The organism is Paraburkholderia translucens, from assembly GCF_020881035.1.
GTDB lineage: Bacteria > Pseudomonadota > Gammaproteobacteria > Burkholderiales > Burkholderiaceae > Paraburkholderia > Paraburkholderia translucens.
Genome location: NZ_JAJITC010000005.1, coordinates 98,867 through 115,941, shown reverse-complemented (window position 1 = coordinate 115,941; position 17,075 = coordinate 98,867). Strand labels below are relative to the sequence as shown.

General features: G+C 63.2%; 15 protein-coding genes. 4 read left to right on the top strand and 11 right to left on the bottom strand.

What is annotated here, in order from left to right; all coding sequences use genetic code 11:
- Window positions 1-100: 100 nt before the first annotated feature.
- From LJ655_RS10690 to LJ655_RS10675, 4 genes are all read right to left on the bottom strand, one after another.
- Entirely contained in the window at window positions 101-877 is a 777-nt protein-coding gene (locus LJ655_RS10690; RefSeq protein ID WP_268991400.1) for an ATP-binding cassette domain-containing protein, read from the bottom strand.
- Window positions 874-1,848 (bottom strand): ABC transporter permease subunit, encoded by a 975-nt coding sequence (locus LJ655_RS10685; protein ID WP_230561214.1) that lies wholly within the window; start codon window positions 1,846-1,848, stop codon window positions 874-876. The genes LJ655_RS10690 and LJ655_RS10685 overlap by 4 nt, the downstream gene beginning before the upstream one ends.
- A 30-nt stretch (window positions 1,849-1,878) precedes the next feature.
- Window positions 1,879-2,859 carry an ABC transporter substrate-binding protein gene (locus tag LJ655_RS10680; RefSeq protein ID WP_230561213.1) on the bottom strand — a complete coding sequence of 327 codons (981 nt, stop codon included), beginning with the start codon at window positions 2,857-2,859 and terminating at the stop codon, window positions 1,879-1,881.
- 187 nt (window positions 2,860-3,046) lie between these two features.
- The gene (locus LJ655_RS10675) at window positions 3,047-3,304 is read right to left on the bottom strand and encodes a cache domain-containing protein (protein WP_268991431.1); all 258 of its coding nucleotides are present in this window, start codon (window positions 3,302-3,304) and stop codon (window positions 3,047-3,049) included.
- A gap of 490 nt (window positions 3,305-3,794) precedes the next feature.
- Between LJ655_RS10675 and LJ655_RS10670 the strand changes: the two genes are divergently transcribed.
- The 3 genes from LJ655_RS10670 (at window position 3,795) to LJ655_RS10660 (ending at window position 7,758) form a co-directional block, all read left to right on the top strand.
- Window positions 3,795-5,180, top strand: coding sequence for a spinster family MFS transporter (locus LJ655_RS10670; protein WP_230561211.1), 1,386 nt, complete (start codon window positions 3,795-3,797; stop codon window positions 5,178-5,180).
- A gap of 202 nt (window positions 5,181-5,382) precedes the next feature.
- Complete coding sequence (locus tag LJ655_RS10665; RefSeq protein WP_230561210.1) at window positions 5,383-6,099, top strand: GntR family transcriptional regulator; 717 nt, start codon at window positions 5,383-5,385, stop codon at window positions 6,097-6,099.
- Between the two features lie 498 nt (window positions 6,100-6,597).
- Window positions 6,598-7,758, top strand: a complete 1,161-nt coding sequence (locus tag LJ655_RS10660) for a porin (protein ID WP_230561209.1) — start codon at window positions 6,598-6,600, stop codon at window positions 7,756-7,758.
- 160 nt (window positions 7,759-7,918) lie between these two features.
- Here LJ655_RS10660 and LJ655_RS10655 read toward each other — a convergent pair whose 3' ends face one another.
- The 7 genes from LJ655_RS10655 to LJ655_RS10625 form a co-directional block, all read right to left on the bottom strand.
- Window positions 7,919-9,244: a 3-hydroxyacyl-CoA dehydrogenase gene (locus LJ655_RS10655; protein ID WP_230561208.1), complete on the bottom strand. Its 1,326-nt coding sequence runs from the start codon at window positions 9,242-9,244 to the stop codon at window positions 7,919-7,921.
- A 7-nt stretch (window positions 9,245-9,251) separates the two neighbouring features.
- On the bottom strand, window positions 9,252-10,034 hold the full coding sequence (locus tag LJ655_RS10650; protein ID WP_230561207.1) for a crotonase/enoyl-CoA hydratase family protein: 783 nt from the start codon (window positions 10,032-10,034) through the stop codon (window positions 9,252-9,254).
- A gap of 55 nt (window positions 10,035-10,089) precedes the next feature.
- Complete coding sequence (locus tag LJ655_RS10645) at window positions 10,090-11,073, bottom strand: PDR/VanB family oxidoreductase (protein WP_230561206.1); 984 nt, start codon at window positions 11,071-11,073, stop codon at window positions 10,090-10,092.
- 19 nt (window positions 11,074-11,092) lie between these two features.
- Window positions 11,093-12,331, bottom strand: a complete 1,239-nt coding sequence (locus LJ655_RS10640; RefSeq protein WP_230561205.1) for an aromatic ring-hydroxylating oxygenase subunit alpha — start codon at window positions 12,329-12,331, stop codon at window positions 11,093-11,095.
- A 33-nt stretch (window positions 12,332-12,364) separates the two neighbouring features.
- Window positions 12,365-13,366 carry an amidohydrolase family protein gene (locus LJ655_RS10635; RefSeq protein WP_230561204.1) on the bottom strand — a complete coding sequence of 334 codons (1,002 nt, stop codon included), beginning with the start codon at window positions 13,364-13,366 and terminating at the stop codon, window positions 12,365-12,367.
- A gap of 74 nt (window positions 13,367-13,440) precedes the next feature.
- A complete protein-coding gene (locus tag LJ655_RS10630; RefSeq protein ID WP_230561203.1) occupies window positions 13,441-13,818 on the bottom strand; it encodes a RidA family protein in 378 nt (125 codons plus the stop codon).
- 36 nt (window positions 13,819-13,854) lie between these two features.
- On the bottom strand, window positions 13,855-14,598 hold the full coding sequence (locus LJ655_RS10625; RefSeq protein ID WP_230561202.1) for a GntR family transcriptional regulator: 744 nt from the start codon (window positions 14,596-14,598) through the stop codon (window positions 13,855-13,857).
- A gap of 315 nt (window positions 14,599-14,913) precedes the next feature.
- Here LJ655_RS10625 and LJ655_RS10620 point away from each other — a divergent pair, with 315 nt between their 5' ends.
- A complete protein-coding gene (locus LJ655_RS10620; RefSeq protein WP_230561201.1) occupies window positions 14,914-17,064 on the top strand; it encodes an acetate--CoA ligase family protein in 2,151 nt (716 codons plus the stop codon).
- Window positions 17,065-17,075 lie beyond the last annotated feature (11 nt).

The window sequence follows — 17,075 nt, the reverse complement described above, 5'->3', positions numbered from 1 at the left end:
CCGCCGGCAGCTCGCGGTTGATCAGCGGTGCCCGCAACCGGGGCAGCACTGGGATCGGCGAGCGCTGAGCAATTGAAGCGCATGGAACGGGGCGCAGGCATCACCGTGCGCCGTTCGCGAAACCATCGCCCACCATCAGCCGCACGATCTCGTCACCGTTCGTCTGCTCGATGCGGCGCTCGCCTGCCACCTCGCCACGGCGCAACACGATGACCCGGTCGGATACCGCGAAAATATCGTGCAGGTTATGGGAGATGAGAATCACGGCCACGCCCTGCGCCTTCAACGAGCCGATCAGCGCCATCACCTTGCGCTGCTCCGGCACGCCGAGCGCGGCCGTCGGTTCGTCCATGATGAGCACGCGTGCATTCCAGTAGATGGCGCGGCCAATGGCGATAGCCTGGCGCTGGCCGCCCGAAAGCATCTTCACCGGGCCGGTCAGCTTGCGCTGCGCAATCACGATATCGAGCCGTTCCAGCACCTCGCGTGCGACTTGGGCCATGCGCGCCCGGTCGATTACCCGAAAGCCCAATTTCCGGCGCGTGGGTTCGCGGCCCAGAAAGATGTTGCTGCCTACGTCGAGATTGTCGGCGAGTGCGAGATCCTGATAGATCGTCTCAATGCCTTGTTCCCGGGCGTCCTGCGGGTCGCGCAATTGCATGGGGCGGCCGTCGAAGCGCAATTCGCCCGCATCGGCATGATAGACACCAGAAAGTATCTTGATGAGCGTGGACTTGCCCGCACCGTTATCGCCGGCGAGCGCGAGCACTTCACCCTGCGTCAACTGGAGCGAGACGCGCTTGAGGGCCTCGACGCCGCCGAAACGGATCGAGATGTCGCGCGCTTCGAGTATCGGCGTCGCAGCCGCGTGGCTCATTGCGCGCCTCCCAGCCGCTCCTTGTATTGATCGATCAGCACCGAGACGATGATCACGATCCCCACGACGATAAATTGCCAGAACGCATTGACGTCGATAAATACGAGCCCGAATTCAATGACTGCGATGATGAGCGAACCGATCAGCGTGCCGATCACGGTGCCAGTACCGCCAAAGAGGCTCGCACCGCCGATCACGACGGCGGCGATCGAGTCGAGCAGCATCGGCTCGCCGGCGTTGGCCGCGCCTGCGGCAAAGCGCGCGGTGTAGACGATTCCGCCGACCGCCGCGAAGGCTGCGGCGATCAGATAGATTGCAAACAGATGGCGGCGCACATTGATGCCCGCGCGCACGGCCGATTGCGGATTTCCTCCGATGGCGTACGTGTACTGGCCGAATCGCGTTTGCGACAAGATGAAGTGCATGAACGCGAGCAGCAGGGCAGTGAGCACGACGGGCGTCCAGCCGCGCCCAAGCCAAGCGAGGCCGGGGTTGTCGACTGCCACTGTCATCCCGCTGCCTGCGGCGAGAAAGCCCGCGCCGCGCGCGACGCCGTACATGCCAAGGGTGCCGATGAAAGCGGGTACGCCGAGTCGTGCGATCAGCACGCCATTAACGAAGCCCGGAATCAGGCACACGGCGATTGTGAGTGGAATAGAGAGCAACAGAATCCACGGCGAGCCGCCGCCGAAAAGCGTGAACTGCGCGACGCACACGGCGGCCAGGCCCATGACGAATCCGACCGACAGGTCGATGCCTGCCGTGACGATCACGAAAGTCTGCCCAATGGCGAGCAACAGCGGTGCACTCGCGGCGAGCGCGATGGACTGCAGGTTATATGCGTTGAAGACGAACGAGCGGTGCGCGGCAATGCGCGCCCACGCTTCGAAGAACACGAGCAGCGCCCCGAAGAACAGCCACGGCCATACCTTGCTGACCAGTCCGAGGCGATCCAGACGCTCGTCATTCATGTTATGCGCGCGCAGGCCCTTTCGCTTTGGTCAGTTCGAGTAGATGTACTGCTTCGTCTCGGGCTTGTCGATGTTCGAGCGGTCGAGCACGACGAAGCCGGTGCTCTTGATGGTGGGGACCGGCTTGCCGCGGATTGCGTCCGCGGCAAATTTCACGCCGTAGTAGCCGATTTCGTCTGGACGTTGCGCGATGGCGATATCGACGAGTCCGCTCCGGATCTGTTCGTCGATGCCGGGCACTGCGTCGAACACGACGACCTTCACCTGGCCTTGCCTACCCGCCGCCTTTACGCCTTGCGCGGCACCGCTGCCCGAAAACGTGTTTGCGCCGAACACGCCCGCAAGGTCGGGATTGCGCGCGAGCACGGCCGCCACATGCGCGGCGGCGCGGTTGGCATCATCCTCGTTGTACTGCGTTTCGAGCACCTTGATGTTCGGGTGCTTCTTCATCTCCTCCATGAAGCCTTGCGCGCGAGCGTCGGTGCTCGAGATGCCCGGCTTGTTGTTCTCGCAATAGACCGTGCCCTTGTCGCCGACTGCCTTTGCCAGCGCGCGGGCCGCCACGCGGCCGCCTTCCAGGTTATCCGAAGCAATATAGGAGAGCGGGAAATCGGCGTCGCCTTTGCCGGTCTGGTAGTGACCATCGCCGATATAGGTGTCTACGGTGACGACTTTGATGCCGGCGTCGGCGGCCTCCTTGAGCGGGCCGATCATCTGTTGCTTGTCGACGGGCGAGACGAGCAGCACGTCGGGATGCTTGGCGATGAACGCCTTGAGGATCGGCACCTGCTCGGTCGTGTTCCAGGCTTTCGGAACCTGGAAGAGCAACTGCACGTTCTCTTCTTTCGCTGCACGCTGGGCGCCGCGATACATGGTGAAGTAGAACGGATCGGTCACCCCGGGCAGCAACGCGACTACGGGGTGCGCGGCATCCGCATACGCTGCCGCCGGCAGAATACTGGCAACGATCGCGGAAAGAGCCATCAGACAGCGAAGAACGATGCGCAGCATGTTTGTCATCCTCCAGGTGAATCCGACGCGCGCGCCCAGTCTTTCCGAGGCGACGACGCCCGGCAGCAGTGGCTCAGTATACTGACGCGTCCTCTCGCAGGGCCTGGTGTTTTCCAGCATTCTGGCCGCCCATGCCGTCTGCACCAGCGCGGGCGCCTGCTCCTCGGTCCGCTGGGACAGATCGCTATCAGCTGCTGCGATCTCGACTGCCGTCCTTTCCGTTCATCTTCGGGATCACCGGACTCATCAGAATCACGTAGTGCGAATCATTGACTGCAACATAACCGTCCTTGCCGTAATGCATGGTCGCCAGCGTCGCAAGCGCCTGCAGCCGCGCGTCGGCGTCGCTTAGCGTCCCCTGTTGCGCAAGCTGGCGATAGTGCTGGGTCACGTCTAGCGCTTGCTGAACGATCGCCACAAGTTGTCCGCGCCGGTCCTGCCTCATCGACGCGCGGTTCTGCCAGGCTGCCAAGGCACCGATCAAGATCAACCCGAGCTAAGGACCGCCATTAGCGAACCCGGCCTTCGGTTCAAAGTCATTCTCATAGTTGTCCGAAGGCGAAAAGGTCGGTCCCGTTGCGAATCATGCCCAGGCTGATGGCGCCGCAGCACATGTTCCGCGCAACAGGCTCATTGTCTCTTTATAGCGAAAGGCCTGTGTGGCATATGCCGACAGCGTTTGGTGGGCCAATGTCGAATTGCGGTTTACCAGTACAAGAGAAATGCTGGCGAGAGGCTCGTCGTGGACGCAACTGCGGCTAGGTGAAAACGATGACGCATCCAGGGCCGTCTTGTTATTGCGCGGCCCATGGTTATGCTGGAGAATCTAAAAAAAATTCCACGATACATATCGTGGCATACATAAAGACCGACAGGAACGAGTGATCGTTCGGCCAGCCGGATAGCCGAAGTCGTGAATAGTGGAGACATCCGATATGAAGGAACTAACCGCCCAGAACATGGGCACGAGATCGAGCAGCAGCTGGTATCGAGGATGGTTTCTGCTGCTGCTGGTGCTGATCTACGCGTCGAGCTTCGTCGATCGCATCATCATTGCGGTCGTTGGCCAGGCCGTGAAGATCGACATGAGCCTCAGCGATTTTCAGGTCGGCCTGCTCGGCGGCCTCGCGTTTTCGATTTTCTATTCGGTGCTCGGCCTGCCGATTGCGCGCCTGGCCGACAAATTCAACCGCGTCGTGCTGATCTCGATCTCGATTGTCTGCTGGTCGGCGATGACCGCGCTGTGCGGCACCGCAGGCAGCTTCTGGCAACTGATGCTGTATCGCCTCGGCGTAGGGGTCGGCGAAGCCGGCAGCACACCGACCTCGCACTCGCTGATCGCCGACGAGTTCGGTCCGGGCCGTCGGGCCAGCGCGCTCGCGATCTATGCGCTGGGCCCGCCCATCGGCGTGCTGGCCGGCGCGTTCGGCGGCGGCTGGCTCGTCCAGCATCTGGGCTGGCGTCCGGTGTTCTATGTGGTAGGCCTGCCGGGTCTCGTGTTCGGCTTGCTGGCGTGGCTTACGCTGCGTGAACCCAAGCGAGGTGGCGCCGATGGTGTCGCAGCCAGCACCGGCGCCAATGCGCCGCCGCTCAGTGCCGTGTTCAAGCTGTTGATCTCGAGCCGCGCTTTCGTGCAGATGCTGCTCGGGACTGTGATCGGCGCGTTTGCCCAGTACGGTATCAACCTGTTCATCCCGATGTATTTCATCCGCGTCTACAACATGAGCTTCGCTCAAGCTGGCCTGATTTTTGGTCTGGTGCTGGGCGTGGGCGGCATCATCGGCAACACGCTCGGCGGCGTGTCGGCGGACTGGGCCAGCGCCAAGGATCGCCGCTGGTATGCGCGGATCCCGGCGCTGGGCACTGGACTCGGTTTTCCGCTGCTGGCGCTCGCCTTCATCGCGGATCAGTGGCAGGTGAGCGTGGCGCTGCTGTTCATCGGCGCCATCCTACTGAACATGTGGAATGGCCCGACCTTCGCGGTGGTGCAGAGCATCGTCCAGCCGCGCATGCGTGCCACCGCGTCGGCCATTGTGTTCCTGCTGATGAATCTGATAGGTCAGGGCCTCGGTACGCCGACGGTGGGTTTCCTCAGCGATCGTTTCGCATCGCACCTGTTCGCGCAGGGCGATTTCCACGCGGTGTGTACCGCGCCGAATGGACCGCATGGTGCCGCGCCCGCGCTGCAGGGTCCGTTCGCATCGGCTTGCCATGACGCCTCGGCCAATGGTGTGCGCTATGCCATGCTGACGGTGAGCGTGGTGCTGATCTGGTCGGCCTTCCATTACCTCCGGGCGGCGCGCCATCTGAAGAACCGCTAAGTCCTGTTTGGCGATCAGCGTCTGACGGCGCCGTGTGCAAACACGGCGCCGTTTCTCATTGGGCCTGATCTGGGCAATGATACCTGGTATACCGATGGGGTATCATAAGGATGCGTGCTGGCGCAGGCATTTTTTCCTCGCGCTCCTTCCTTCTTCAACCTCTTATGTTTTTCATTCTCGTTCAATGAGCCAAGTCGCGAAAATGAGCCGGTCGGCCGAAATCAAGGCGCTTCTCGAAGCGGAAATTGAGCGCGGTGAGCTGGTCCCGGGCGCAACGCTCGACGAGCGGGCGCTGGCGGCGCGCTTCAATGTCTCACGCACGCCGATTCGCGAGGCGCTGCAGCAGCTTGCCGCGCAGCGGTATGTGCAGATCGTTCCGCGGCAGGGCGTATTCGTGAGCAAGATGTCGGTTCCGCAACTGCGCGACGTGCTCGAACTGCTCAGCGAGCTCGAGGTCGTGTCGGCCCGCCTCGCTGCGCGGCGCATGAACGACCAGCAGCGCGCGGCCCTGCAAAAAGCGATCGACGAAGGGGTGGCCGCATTGCAGGAAAGCGATGCGCGCGGTTTCGCCCGCGCTAACGTGGCATTCCACGAAGTGATCTGCAATGCCTGCCATAACGATTATCTGGCCGATCAGATTCGTTCGATTCGCCGCCTGATTTCGCGTTACCGGCCCAAGCCGTTTCTCGCGCCGAGCCGGCGCGAAAAGGCGATCGCCGATCACCAGAAGCTGGCGCAAGCCTTGTTGTCCGGCGATGAAAGCGCGGCAGAAGCCGCCATGGCCGAGCACTCGCCGGGCGGCGATGCGGGCTTTTCGGAGTTCCTCGCGACACTGCCGGCCGAATACTTCGCCAGCGCGCCCGCGCCGGGCCGCGAAGCCGACCTTTCGTCGGTCGAACCCATCTACGAGGACGATTGACCGGCTGCGTCTGCCCCGATATCCCGAATATCACACACGCCGTGCCCCTTGGTTTTGAGCTGACGCTCCCAAGGGGTTTTTTCTGGCGGAAATAGCTGATCGGCAGGTGCGGTGCAATAGGTATACACGCATGGCGTTGTAGGTATGCATCGCCACGCTGCACGATTCGTCCCGTCCGCGCCACCTTCCGCCCCTTGAAATCTTCCTGACCCGAGGTGTATGCCTGAGCTGGCAAGCCTCCGCGCCTGATACCGTCCCCCTCGTATGGCGGGGTGGGAAAACCATGACCCGAAATCCTTAATGTATTCTTGCGCGCCATTCAGGTATGCGCAAGAATGCTTTTAATATTCCAAGGTGATTTCGTGGGATATAAGCAATCGATCGTCGTTTGGTTGGGACAGGTACCAAACGGTCATGTCTGACATGGATCGACGCTCAGGTTGCAACGCTATCCGGCAATTTTTATTCAATCAGAAGTTGAGAAGCGTGGAGACGGAGATGAAGAAGAAGGCAATGGCGGGCGCGATCGCAGCGCTTGCTTCAGTGGGGGCCTATGCACAAAGCAGCGTCACGCTGTACGGCATTCTGGATAATGGCTTGACCTACGTGAGCAACGTGAAAGGCAGTTCGCTGTTCAAGCTCGATGACGGTATCAACCAGGCTTCGCGCTGGGGCCTGCATGGCAATGAAGACCTGGGCGGCGGTCTGAAGGCGATCTTCACGCTCGAAAACGGTTTTTCGCTGAATACCGGTGCGGCTACGCACGGTGGTGCACTGTTCGGCCGCCGGGCTTTTGTCGGTCTGGCTAGCGAGAAGTTCGGCACCTTGATCGCCGGTTACGACTACGACTTCATCTACGACTACATTTCGTACTACGCGAACGTCGCTCAGTTCGCCCCGTCGTATGCGTTCCACGGTGCGTACGACGTCGACCGCCTGGCCGGTGAGCCGGTCAGCAACATGGTGCGTTATGAAACGCCGATCTGGCATGGCTTTGGTGCCGGCGTGATGTATGGTTTCAGCAATACACCGGGTCGTCTCGGCGGTACGTTTAACGGCGCTGCGAGCGTGTTCAGTGCTGGCCTGAAATACAGTCCGACCGGTACGTTGAGGGCGCCGTACTCGGTGGCCGCAAGCTTTACTCGCACGCAAGGCGGTGCCGTCGGTGCAACTGGTGGCCCGGGTGCAGGTACGATGGCGCAATACGCCCTGCAGGCGGATGCGATTTACACTGCAGCATTGGCTGGTCAAGTGCGTCTCGGTGATCGCTTCGCCTTGAATGGTGTGTACACCTACACGAATGCGAATAGCCGGACGCTTGGCACCGTGGTGTCGAGCGGCTATGAAGCAGGCGTGACCTATGAGGCTTCGCCGTTTGTGACGTTGGGTGCGGGTTTTACCTATATGGATCAGCGTCAGCTCGGCAAATTCAATCTGTATAGCTTCGGTGCCGACTATCGCCTGTCGAAACGCACTGACGTGTATGCCTTTGGCACCCTGCAGCATGCATTTGCTGGTCGCCAATTTGCCGACAACTTCCTGATCTCGACGCCGATGTCGTACGGTGCCACCGTCGGTACGCATGCAATTTATGGAAACGGCCGTTCGAGCACGGCCAACCAGCTCGCTGTGCAAGTCGGTATCCGTCACACGTTCTAAGCGGTCCACAAGAACCAGTGCAGGCATGTACGGGGTTTCCCGGCATGTCGTGCCTCAGGCGCCACGCTACAAGGCCAGACACTCATCCACATGAAGTCTGGCCTTTGTATTCGAGTCATGCGGCCGCGTGAAGCGGCCAGCATGCTCTAAATGGGTGAGATCAGAGATCGGCAAACCTGCCGTTGCCGGCCGCAAGCCTTTCAAGTAGCGGCGCCGGCTTCCACCAGTAGCCGTACTCTTCATAGAGGCGCTTGATGTCCTGGTAGACGTTGGCGAGGCCGATCTGGTCGGCGTAGTACATCGGGCCGCCGCGCCTGGCCGGGAAGCCGTAGCCGGTCACGTACACGACGTCGATATCGCTTGCGCGCAGCGCGATACCCTGTTCGAGCAGCTTCGCGCCTTCGTTGATCATGCCGTACATGCAGCGCTTGATGATCTCTTCCTGCGAGATCCGACGGCGCGTGATGCCCATGCGTGCCGATTCCTCGACGATGTACTGTTCGATTTCCGGATCGCGATGCGGCGTGCGGTCGCCCGCTTCATAGCGGTACCAGCCCTTGCCGCTCTTCTGTCCGAGGCGGCCCATCTCGACCAGCTTCATGATCAGGTCGTTCCAGCGGCGGTCGTTCGCACGCGTGGACATCTGCGCCTTGCGCGTCTGGTAACCGACGTCGTTCCCTGCCATATCGTGCACCGCGAAAATACCCATTGCGTAGCCGAAATCCTTGAGCGCGGCATCGACTTCGTGTGGCAGTGCGCCGTCTTCGACGAGGAAGTGGGCTTCGCGGTTGTAGTTGCGGAACAGCGCATTGCCGATGAAACCCGGGTACACGAGCGAGTACACCGACACCTTGCCCATGCGGCGGCCGAGTTCCATCAGCGTGACGACGGCTTCGTCGGAAGTCTTGTCGGCACGCACGACCTCGAGCAGACGCATCACGTGCGCCGGGCTGAAGAAGTGTGCGCCCACCACGTCCTGCGGGCGCTTCGTGACAGCGGCGATCTCGTTGATGTCGAGGCCCGACGTGTTGGTTGCGAGTATCGCGCCAGCCTTCGCGTGCTGATCGAGTTCGCGGAAAATGCCTTGCTTGAGGCCGAGGTCTTCGAACACGGCTTCGATCACGATGTCGGCGTCCGTGACGTCGGCGATCGCGGTCGAGCCCGTGATCAGGGCAAGGCGCGCATCGCGCGTGGATTCGTCCAGCTTGCCGCGCTTGATGCTCTGGTCGTAGTTGTCGCGAATGCGTGCGAGGCCACGCTGCAGGCCTTCGTCGTTGGCGTCGATCAATGTGACCGGGATGCCGGTCGCAACCAACGCCATGGCGATGCCCCCGCCCATCGTGCCCGCGCCGATCACGGCTGCCCGTCCGACATGGCGCGGCTCGGCACCGGCCGCAACAGGGATGTGCGCGGCGGCCTTTTCGGCGTTTTTCACATGGGCGAATGCCGCGGATTCCTGCGGCGTGAGTTCTGCGGGTGCGTTCATCCTTGCATTACTCCGGCTTGACGAGTTTGGCGTTTCCGTCCACGAAATTCTGCAGACGTGCGGCGGTTTCGGGCGAGCGCATCATGTTCGAACTCATGTATTCGAGGAACAGGCCGTCCTCGTGCGAGAGGTCGTTGACGCGCGGCAGCAGGTTGGTGATGCGCCAGTTGGTGTCGGGCACGTTCTGCGCGATCTTTGCTGCGATTTCCTTCGCCTTCTCGAGCGCGCCGCCTTCGGGCGTCAGGTAGGTGATGATGTGCTCGCGCTGACCTTCTTCTGCATTGAGCAGGCGGCCGGTCAGCATCATGTCGGCCATCATGGTGTAGCCGACCACGCGCTGGATACGCACGGTACCGCCGCCACCGACGAAAATGCCGCGCTGGCCCTCAGGCAAGCCGAAGAAGCAGGTCTTGTCGCCGACGCGAACATGCGCGGCGGTCGCCAGTTCCAGCCCCCCGCCCACCACGGCGCCGTGCAGCGCCGCGACGAACGGGATCGGACCGCGTGCGATCAGGTCGAACACTTCGTGCCACGAGTGGCGGCGGCGCTTCTTCGGCGGTGCAGTCTGGCCGGTCGCGCGAGATAGCGCCTCACGCAGGTCGAGGCCGGCCGAAAAGCTGCCGCCATGGCCGTAGATCACGCCGCACATGGCTTCGTCGCCGGCGCGGTTGACCGCGTCGCGCAGTTGCGAGATCACGTCTTCGTTGATCGCGTTGCGCTTTTCCGGACGATTCAAGCCGATCAAGGCCACTGCGCCGTCGAGTTCATAGGTAACCAGAGTTTCGCTCATAGGGCGCTCCGTTGGATGGGTTGTCTGATGATGTTCAGTGGCGCGAATCAACCGGTTACAGCTTGAGCACGAGGCGCTCGCTCTTGCAGCGCGAGACGCAGACTTGCATGATCTTGCCGGCAGCCTTGTCCGCCTCCGACAGGTAGGTATCGCGGTGGTCGATTTCGCCGCCGCAGACTTGCGTCGAGCACAGGCCGCAGTAACCGGCGCGGCAGTCGTACATGACGTCGACGCCGTTTTCGAGCAGGGTATCGAGCACCGACTTGTCGGCGGGTACGGTCAGTACCTTGCCCGAGTTCTTCAGTTCGATTTCAAAGGTCGCGTCGCCTTCCTGCGGTGCAGCTTCGCTGAACAGTTCGTAATGCAGGTCGCACTCGTGCCAACCGCGTTGGCGTGCCGACGCGAGCACCGCGTCGATCATGCCGGCCGGCCCGCACACGTAGATTGGCTGGTTGAGCTGGGCGCCGCCGAGCAGCGCGTCAATCGACAGGCGCGTGGCGCTGTCGTCGTCCGCGTGCAGCACGAGGCGCTCGCCCGCGAACGCGCGCAGTTCTTCGACGAACGGCAGCGCGTCGCGCGTTCGGCCCGAGAAGTGCAGCGTGTAGTCGCGTTCGAGTGCGCTCAGTTCCGCTGCCATTGCCGCCATCGGTGTAATGCCGATACCACCGGCAATCAGGATTACCGATGGCGGCGCGGCGAGCGGGAAGTGGTTGACCGGCGCTCGCACGGTGAGCGTGGCGCCGGCCTGCAGTGTGTGCATGAAGCGCGAACCACCGCGGCCTTCGTCCTCGCGCCGGATGCCGAGACGGTAGGCGCGCACGCCGGCGCGCGTATCGATCTGCGGATCGGAATTGATCAGCGAATACGAGCGCCATTGCGACACACCGCCGACGGTAGCCGGGATTTCAACCTGGATATGCGCGCCCGGCGCATAGCCCGGCAGTAGCGCGCCGTCCCCGGCTTCGAGCGTGAGGGACTTGATCAGCGAGGTCGGTGCCTCAACCGACGCGACACGCAGCTTGAGGGTAGGTGCGAACATGGTGGTCATTTCGTAGGTACTACTTTGTGTCGACCAGGGTGCGCCAGTCGACGCCAGCCTGCAGCACGCCGCCAACCGAGACGGCCTTCGAGTAATCGAGTTCCGGGCTGTCGGCGAGGGTCGGCGTCTTGCCCGCCATGAACTCGCGCGCCGCCTTGAGCAGCAGTGCGCGCACGCGCAGCACGGCGCCGTCGGCCGAGCACAGTTGTTCCTGCGTGCGGTCGTAGATCGGACCTTGGCCTAGGAACATCGCGAAGTCTTCCGTGCCGAGGTGCTGGTGGAAGCCCGTCGCGTGGCCGCGCTTCATCAGATCGCGGTTCTGGCCGAACGATTGCTCGCGTGTGCCCGGCGGCAGCGGCGGGAAGTTCCAGACGTCGGGCGTGGCCGACATGATCGTCATGCCGAGTGGGCGGTGCGGGTTGTACTGCACGAACCAGGCGCGGTGCGTCACGTCGTCGACCGGGGTCGAGAAGAACACCGTGGTCGGGCCCTGCGCGTCGGGCGGACAGATGATGCCGTACCACGGCATCACGAAGTTGTTGACGCGCGCGTAGACCTTCTCGTCCGGCGTGTCGCGCAGGGCAGCATAGCGGTAGCCATACGGCCGGTCTTCGAATTCGAAGCGCGGCGCGAGCGCCTTCGTCATGATCATGCGCTCGTTGCCGCCGCCCGCGGTGATCTGCGTGGTCGACTCGTGCAGCACGCCGACATGCGACGAATCCATCGACGCTTCGACGGCCTGGACCCAGTTAGTCGGTACTTCGACGCTCGTGACCGAGCGGTGCTCGGGCGGCAGGTCCATGAACGGCAGCTCAGGAAAGCGCGGCGCGGTGTCGCCCTTGCCGAGCCACACCCAGACGAGACCGCCGCGCTCTTCGACGCGGTACTGGCCGGTCTTCACGCGCTTGCAGAAATGCGCCTGATCGCCGACCTGGTTCGGCGCCTCGACGACGGCACCGGTCGCGTCTATCTTCCAGCCGTGGAAGATGCAGCGCAGGCCGTTGTTCTCGTTACGCGCCATCATCAGCGACGTGCGGCGGTGCGGGCACAGTTCGTCCACGATGCCGACGCGGCCGTCGGTCGCGCGGAACGCCACATAGTTCGTGCCGAGCAGGCGCACGAGCACCGGTGCGCCATCGGCCACGAGCTTTGCCGATGGCACGGCCGGAATCCAGTAGTGCTGGCGGATCATGTCGCCCATCGGCGCGCCGTTCTCGACGCGCGTCAGCAGCTCATTGTCCTCACGAGTCATTGCCATGATCTGTCCTCTCGAGCGTTCGCGTCTTGCGCGTCAGCCCTTGTAGTTGCGGAAGGCGCGCGTGTAGACGCGCGTGCAGTTGCATTCGAAGATGTTCTTGCGCTGCTCGTCGTTCAGCCACTCGATGCTTTCGATGACCGGTTTCATGTCGTCGTAGTCGCGGCCCGAGATCGGATCGCGCGCGCTGCCCGTGCCTGGCTTTTCGGTGCCAAACATCACGTTGTCAGTGCCGGCGACCTTCAGCAGCAGCTCGATCGAATCCTTCGAGTAGTTGCAGGTATCGAAGTAGAGCTTTCTGAGCTGCTCGTCGAACGTCTGCGGGCTGTTGCGGCGCGCGGCCCACGAACGGAAGCGGCCCATCTGGTACGGAATCGCGCCGCCGCCGTGCGCGACGATGATCTTCAGGTTCGGATACTTCTCGAACACCTTCGATTCGAGCAGCGAGATCACGGCAATGTTTTCTTCGTTGATGAACTTCAGCGTGTACGACTCGCGCGGGTTGCAGCTGCCTGCCGAGTGGATCAGCGCCGGCACGTCCAGCTCGGTCATCGCGTCATAGAGCGGATACCAGAACGGGTCGCCGAGGCCGGCCGGTGCCGGGCCTTCGCCTTCGGTCGGGTCCGGGTTCAGCAGCGTGCCGACGAAGCCGAGTTCGTTCACGCAGCGCTTGAGTTCGGCGACGCAGCGCTCAGCCGGCGAGTCGTTCATGAACTGCGGCAGGCCGGCCACGCCACGGAAGCGATCCGGGAACATGTCGACGAAGCGCTTGATCAGGTCGTTGCAGTGACGCGTCCACAGTTCGGTCACGCGCGCCGGCTTGACCGAGTGCATCTGCAGGTAGGGGCGCGGCGAGATGAACTGGATGTCGGTGCCGACCGAATCCATGCTGCGCACGAGCTCCTCGGCCTGCTTGCGCACTGCTTCGTCGGGGATGTTCGGCGTGGTCGATGGATTCGCGCGGCCGCCGACGAGTTCCGCCATGTAGCGGAAGCTTTGCGGGGGCAAGACGACGTGTGCGTGGGAATCGATGATCATGGATGAGCCTCGGTTGAGTTCGGGGTGTTCTGCAAAAGACTGCGATAACTCGTGTGCGGCGCGCGTTGCGGCGCTCAAGCGATTACCGCAAGGATTTCGAGCTGGATAACCATGCCGTGCTGCAGATCGTGCACGGTCACGTGGCGCGCCGGCCGATGCGCGGCATCAGGCCAGAAGGCCAGCCAGTGCGCGTTGATGTGTTCGCGCACCGAGTCGTCCTTGACGTAGACGGCCAGCTTCAACACATGGTCCAGCGCGGCGCCGCCCGCATCGAGGAAGCGCTTGAGGTTTTCGAACGCGAGGCGCACCTGATCGGCCGGGGTCTCGGCGAGCTTGCCGGTGACGGGATCCTTGCCCGCAATCGCAGACGAGCACAGCACATTGCCGACGCGCGAACCGACCGGGATCGGTACCTTGTGCGCGAGGCCGGGAACGTCGATGGATTGGGGCATGTCTCCTCCGTGTTTGCAGGTGGTGAAGGGCGCGCGTCAGTCCGCGGCCAGATCGAAGAAATGGCGCGGCACGGCCGCGAGGAATTCGGAGAAACCGGTGGTGCCGGCGGGCACGTGTTTCATCATCACTTCGGCGGCTTTGGCTTCGTTGCCGCTCTGGATCGCACGCGCGATGTCGAAGTGCTCTTGCAGCGAACGCGCGATCTGGCCGCGGCTGCGCAGGTCGGCCATGCGATAGCGCGCCGAACGGCGGCGCGCTGTGCGGATCTGCTCGGCCAGGTACTGGTTGCGGCTGCCTTCGTAAATCAAGTCGTGGAATTGCGCATTGGCGATCGCATACTGGTCTGTGTCGCCCTCTATGGCCGCCTGCTGGCATGCCATCAGGGCGTGGTCCAGTTGCTCGCGCAACTCGTCGCCCGCGCGGCGCGCGGCGAAACGCGCGCACAGTGTCTCGAGCTCGCCGATGTATTCCAGCATGGCGCGCACGTTGGCAATCGACAGGCGCGCCACGGTAATGCCCTGGCGCGGCGAGATCACCACCAGATCGCGCGCAACGAGATGCTGCAGTGCCTCGCGCACCGGCGTGCGCGACACATTGAATCGGGCCGCGAGCGCACGCTCGTCGATCGGCGTGCCCGGGGCGAGCTTGCCCTGTTCGATTTCGGCCTGCAGGGTGGCCCGAATATCGCTCGCGAGACTGGCCCTACTGCGCGCGGGCGCCTGGGGCGCTTCGCCAGGCCCGGCGCTGCACTCAAGAGTGGGCTCGACTGCCAGTTTCATGGAATAACTCGGTTGGGTATGTGGATGGATGGCCAAAATATACCAACATGCCTATCGGGTATGCAACGTGGTGTTTCTCTTGGTTTATCTGCGCAGCATCCCGAGAACGCGCACCGTGGACATAAAATCCTTATAAGTCAAATAGATGTAATGAATTACCAGGCGCCTTCTACTGTTACCTAGGGGAAATACTAGGGTCGGTTTTGTGCTTCTGGTGTATTGAGCTAGTGTGTCTGGTATGCCAGAATGTGTCGCATCACATCGGACTCTGGTATGCCAGATCCGCGATTCACTCAACGTCACAGGTCAGATCAGATGAGCAAGAGCCTTATTGATGTCGCCGGCGTGCAGCCGGTCGAGCGTGTGCTCAAGCCGAAGTCGATCGCGATCGTCGGTGCGTCTGCCGATCCGCGCGCTTTCGGTAATTTCGTTCTGCAGAACCTCGAGCGTTTCGGTTATGCGGGCGATATCCATCTCGTGTCGCGCAGCAGCCAGGAAATCAATGGCCGCCCGTGCGTGAGCAGCGTCGAGGCGCTGCCGGAAGGTATCGATCTGGTCGTGTTGTGCATTCCCGAGTCGGGCGTGCTCGACACGGTGCGCACGCTCGGAACGCTGAAGGCCGGCGCCGCCGTGATCTTCGCGTCGGGCTATGCCGAGGCGGGTGACGAAGGCCGCGCGAAGCAGGAAGAACTGGCGCGAGTGGCAACCGAAGGCGGCGTTGCGCTGATCGGTCCGAACTGCATGGGCTTCACGAACTTCGAGGCCGGCGTGCCGGTGACCTTCGAAGCCGTGGCGCCGTACCCGCCCGGCGGCCGCCGTGGCGTGGGCGTGGTGGCGCAGAGCGGCGCGATGGCCGCGAACCTCCGCGACGCGTTCATGGGCCGCGGCCAGCCGATGACGGCAACCGTTTCGACCGGTAACGAGGCGAGCCTCGGTATCGAAGACTACCTGGCCTGGTTCATCGCCGATCCGCAAACGAGCGCGATTGCGGTTTACGCCGAGCAGATCCGCCGCCCGCAGACGTTCCTGCTGCTCGCGCGCGAAGCACGCGCGGCCGGCAAGCCGATCGTGATGTTGATGCCCGGCAAGAGCGCGCGCGCCCGCGAGGCAGCGCAGTCGCACACCGGCGCACTGGCAGGCGATCACGCGACGGCGAGCGTGCTGCTGGCGCGCGAAGGCGTGGTGGTCGTTGATTCACTCGACGAACTGTTCGACACGACGACGATTCTGGCGCGCTTCCCGGTGCCGCCGGCGGCCGGTACCGCCGTGATGACGGCGTCGGGCGCGGTCAAGAACATCACGCTCGATTTCGCCGAGGACATCGGCCTGACGCTGCCGCGCCTGAGCGAGCCGACCCTCCGGAAGCTGACCGAGCTGCTGCCCGACTACGCCGTGGCCGACAACCCGCTCGACTACACCACGATCGGCGTGCGCAACCCGGGCCTGATCGGCGAACTGATCGATACGGTGCTGGCCGATCCGAACATCGGTTCGCTCGTGCTCTCGATCATGGGCGGGCCGTCGATCGCCCAGCGCGACAAGGCCGACTACCTCGTGCCGGCTCTTGCGCGCGCAACCAAGCCGGCCGTGCTCGCCGTGATGGGTGACAACAACAAACTCGAAGATTTCTTCACGGAAGCGATCGCCGCGAGCGGCGTGCCGTTCTTCCGTTCGCCGGACCGCGCGCTGCGTGCGTGCGCCCGCGTGGCCTTGTATGGCGAATCGCTGGCGCGTGCCGGGCGGGCCCGTACCGAAGCGCCGCAGGCGATCCCGCTGCCGGGCGCCGTGCCGCCGAACGGCATCTTCGCCGAATACCAGGGCAAGCGCTGGCTCGCCGCGGCCGGTCTGCCGGTGCCGAAAGGCGGTCTCGCGAAGTCGCTCGACGAAGCGCTGAAGATCGCCGACGAAATCGGCTACCCGGTCGTGCTCAAGGCCCAGGCAAGCGAACTGCCGCACAAGAGCGACGTCGGTGGCGTGGTAGTCGGCCTCGCCGACGCCGCCGCGCTGCGCGCCGGGTGGGACAAGCTGCACACGAGCGTGAAGTCGCACCGTCCGGATCTGGTGCTCGACGGCGCGCTGGTCGAAGCGATGGGCCCGCGCGGTCTTGAACTCGTGGTGGGCGCCAAGCGCGACGCCGACTGGGGGCCGGTCGTGCTCGTGGGTCTTGGCGGCATCTTCATCGAAGTGCTCAAGGACGTGCGCCTCGTGCCGCCAGACATGTCGGAAGACGACATCGTCGTCGAGCTTGGCCGCCTGAAGGCGGCAGCGATGCTCGAAGGCGTGCGCGGCGCGGCAGGCGTGGACATCAAGGCCGTTGCGAAGGCCGTGGCGGCGATTGCCGGCCAGATGCGCGCGAACCCCGACATCACCGAAATCGACGTCAATCCGCTGGTGGCCTATCCGGACCGCGTGCTGGCGCTCGACGCACTCGTGGTATGCGGCGCCCAAGGCCCCGCCCATCACTGAGCCCCGGACCA

Excerpts from the sequence above, each read along its gene's own strand:
- LJ655_RS10665 (WP_230561210.1), top strand. The coding sequence starts at position 5,383 with ATGAGCCGGTCGGCCGAAATCAAGGCGCTTCTCGAAGCGGAAATTGAG.
- LJ655_RS10625 (WP_230561202.1), bottom strand. The coding sequence starts at position 14,598 with ATGAAACTGGCAGTCGAGCCCACTCTTGAGTGCAGCGCCGGGCCTGGC.
- LJ655_RS10680 (WP_230561213.1), bottom strand. The coding sequence starts at position 2,859 with ATGCTGCGCATCGTTCTTCGCTGTCTGATGGCTCTTTCCGCGATCGTT.
- LJ655_RS10655 (WP_230561208.1), bottom strand. The coding sequence starts at position 9,244 with ATGAACGCACCCGCAGAACTCACGCCGCAGGAATCCGCGGCATTCGCC.
- LJ655_RS10635 (WP_230561204.1), bottom strand. The coding sequence starts at position 13,366 with ATGATCATCGATTCCCACGCACACGTCGTCTTGCCCCCGCAAAGCTTC.
- LJ655_RS10650 (WP_230561207.1), bottom strand. The coding sequence starts at position 10,034 with ATGAGCGAAACTCTGGTTACCTATGAACTCGACGGCGCAGTGGCCTTG.
- LJ655_RS10620 (WP_230561201.1), top strand. The coding sequence starts at position 14,914 with ATGAGCAAGAGCCTTATTGATGTCGCCGGCGTGCAGCCGGTCGAGCGT.
- LJ655_RS10685 (WP_230561214.1), bottom strand. The coding sequence starts at position 1,848 with ATGAATGACGAGCGTCTGGATCGCCTCGGACTGGTCAGCAAGGTATGG.
- LJ655_RS10660 (WP_230561209.1), top strand. The coding sequence starts at position 6,598 with ATGAAGAAGAAGGCAATGGCGGGCGCGATCGCAGCGCTTGCTTCAGTG.
- LJ655_RS10645 (WP_230561206.1), bottom strand. The coding sequence starts at position 11,073 with ATGTTCGCACCTACCCTCAAGCTGCGTGTCGCGTCGGTTGAGGCACCG.
- LJ655_RS10670 (WP_230561211.1), top strand. The coding sequence starts at position 3,795 with ATGAAGGAACTAACCGCCCAGAACATGGGCACGAGATCGAGCAGCAGC.
- LJ655_RS10640 (WP_230561205.1), bottom strand. The coding sequence starts at position 12,331 with ATGGCAATGACTCGTGAGGACAATGAGCTGCTGACGCGCGTCGAGAAC.
- LJ655_RS10690 (WP_268991400.1), bottom strand. The coding sequence starts at position 877 with ATGAGCCACGCGGCTGCGACGCCGATACTCGAAGCGCGCGACATCTCG.
- LJ655_RS10675 (WP_268991431.1), bottom strand. The coding sequence starts at position 3,304 with ATGAGGCAGGACCGGCGCGGACAACTTGTGGCGATCGTTCAGCAAGCG.
- LJ655_RS10630 (WP_230561203.1), bottom strand. The coding sequence starts at position 13,818 with ATGCCCCAATCCATCGACGTTCCCGGCCTCGCGCACAAGGTACCGATC.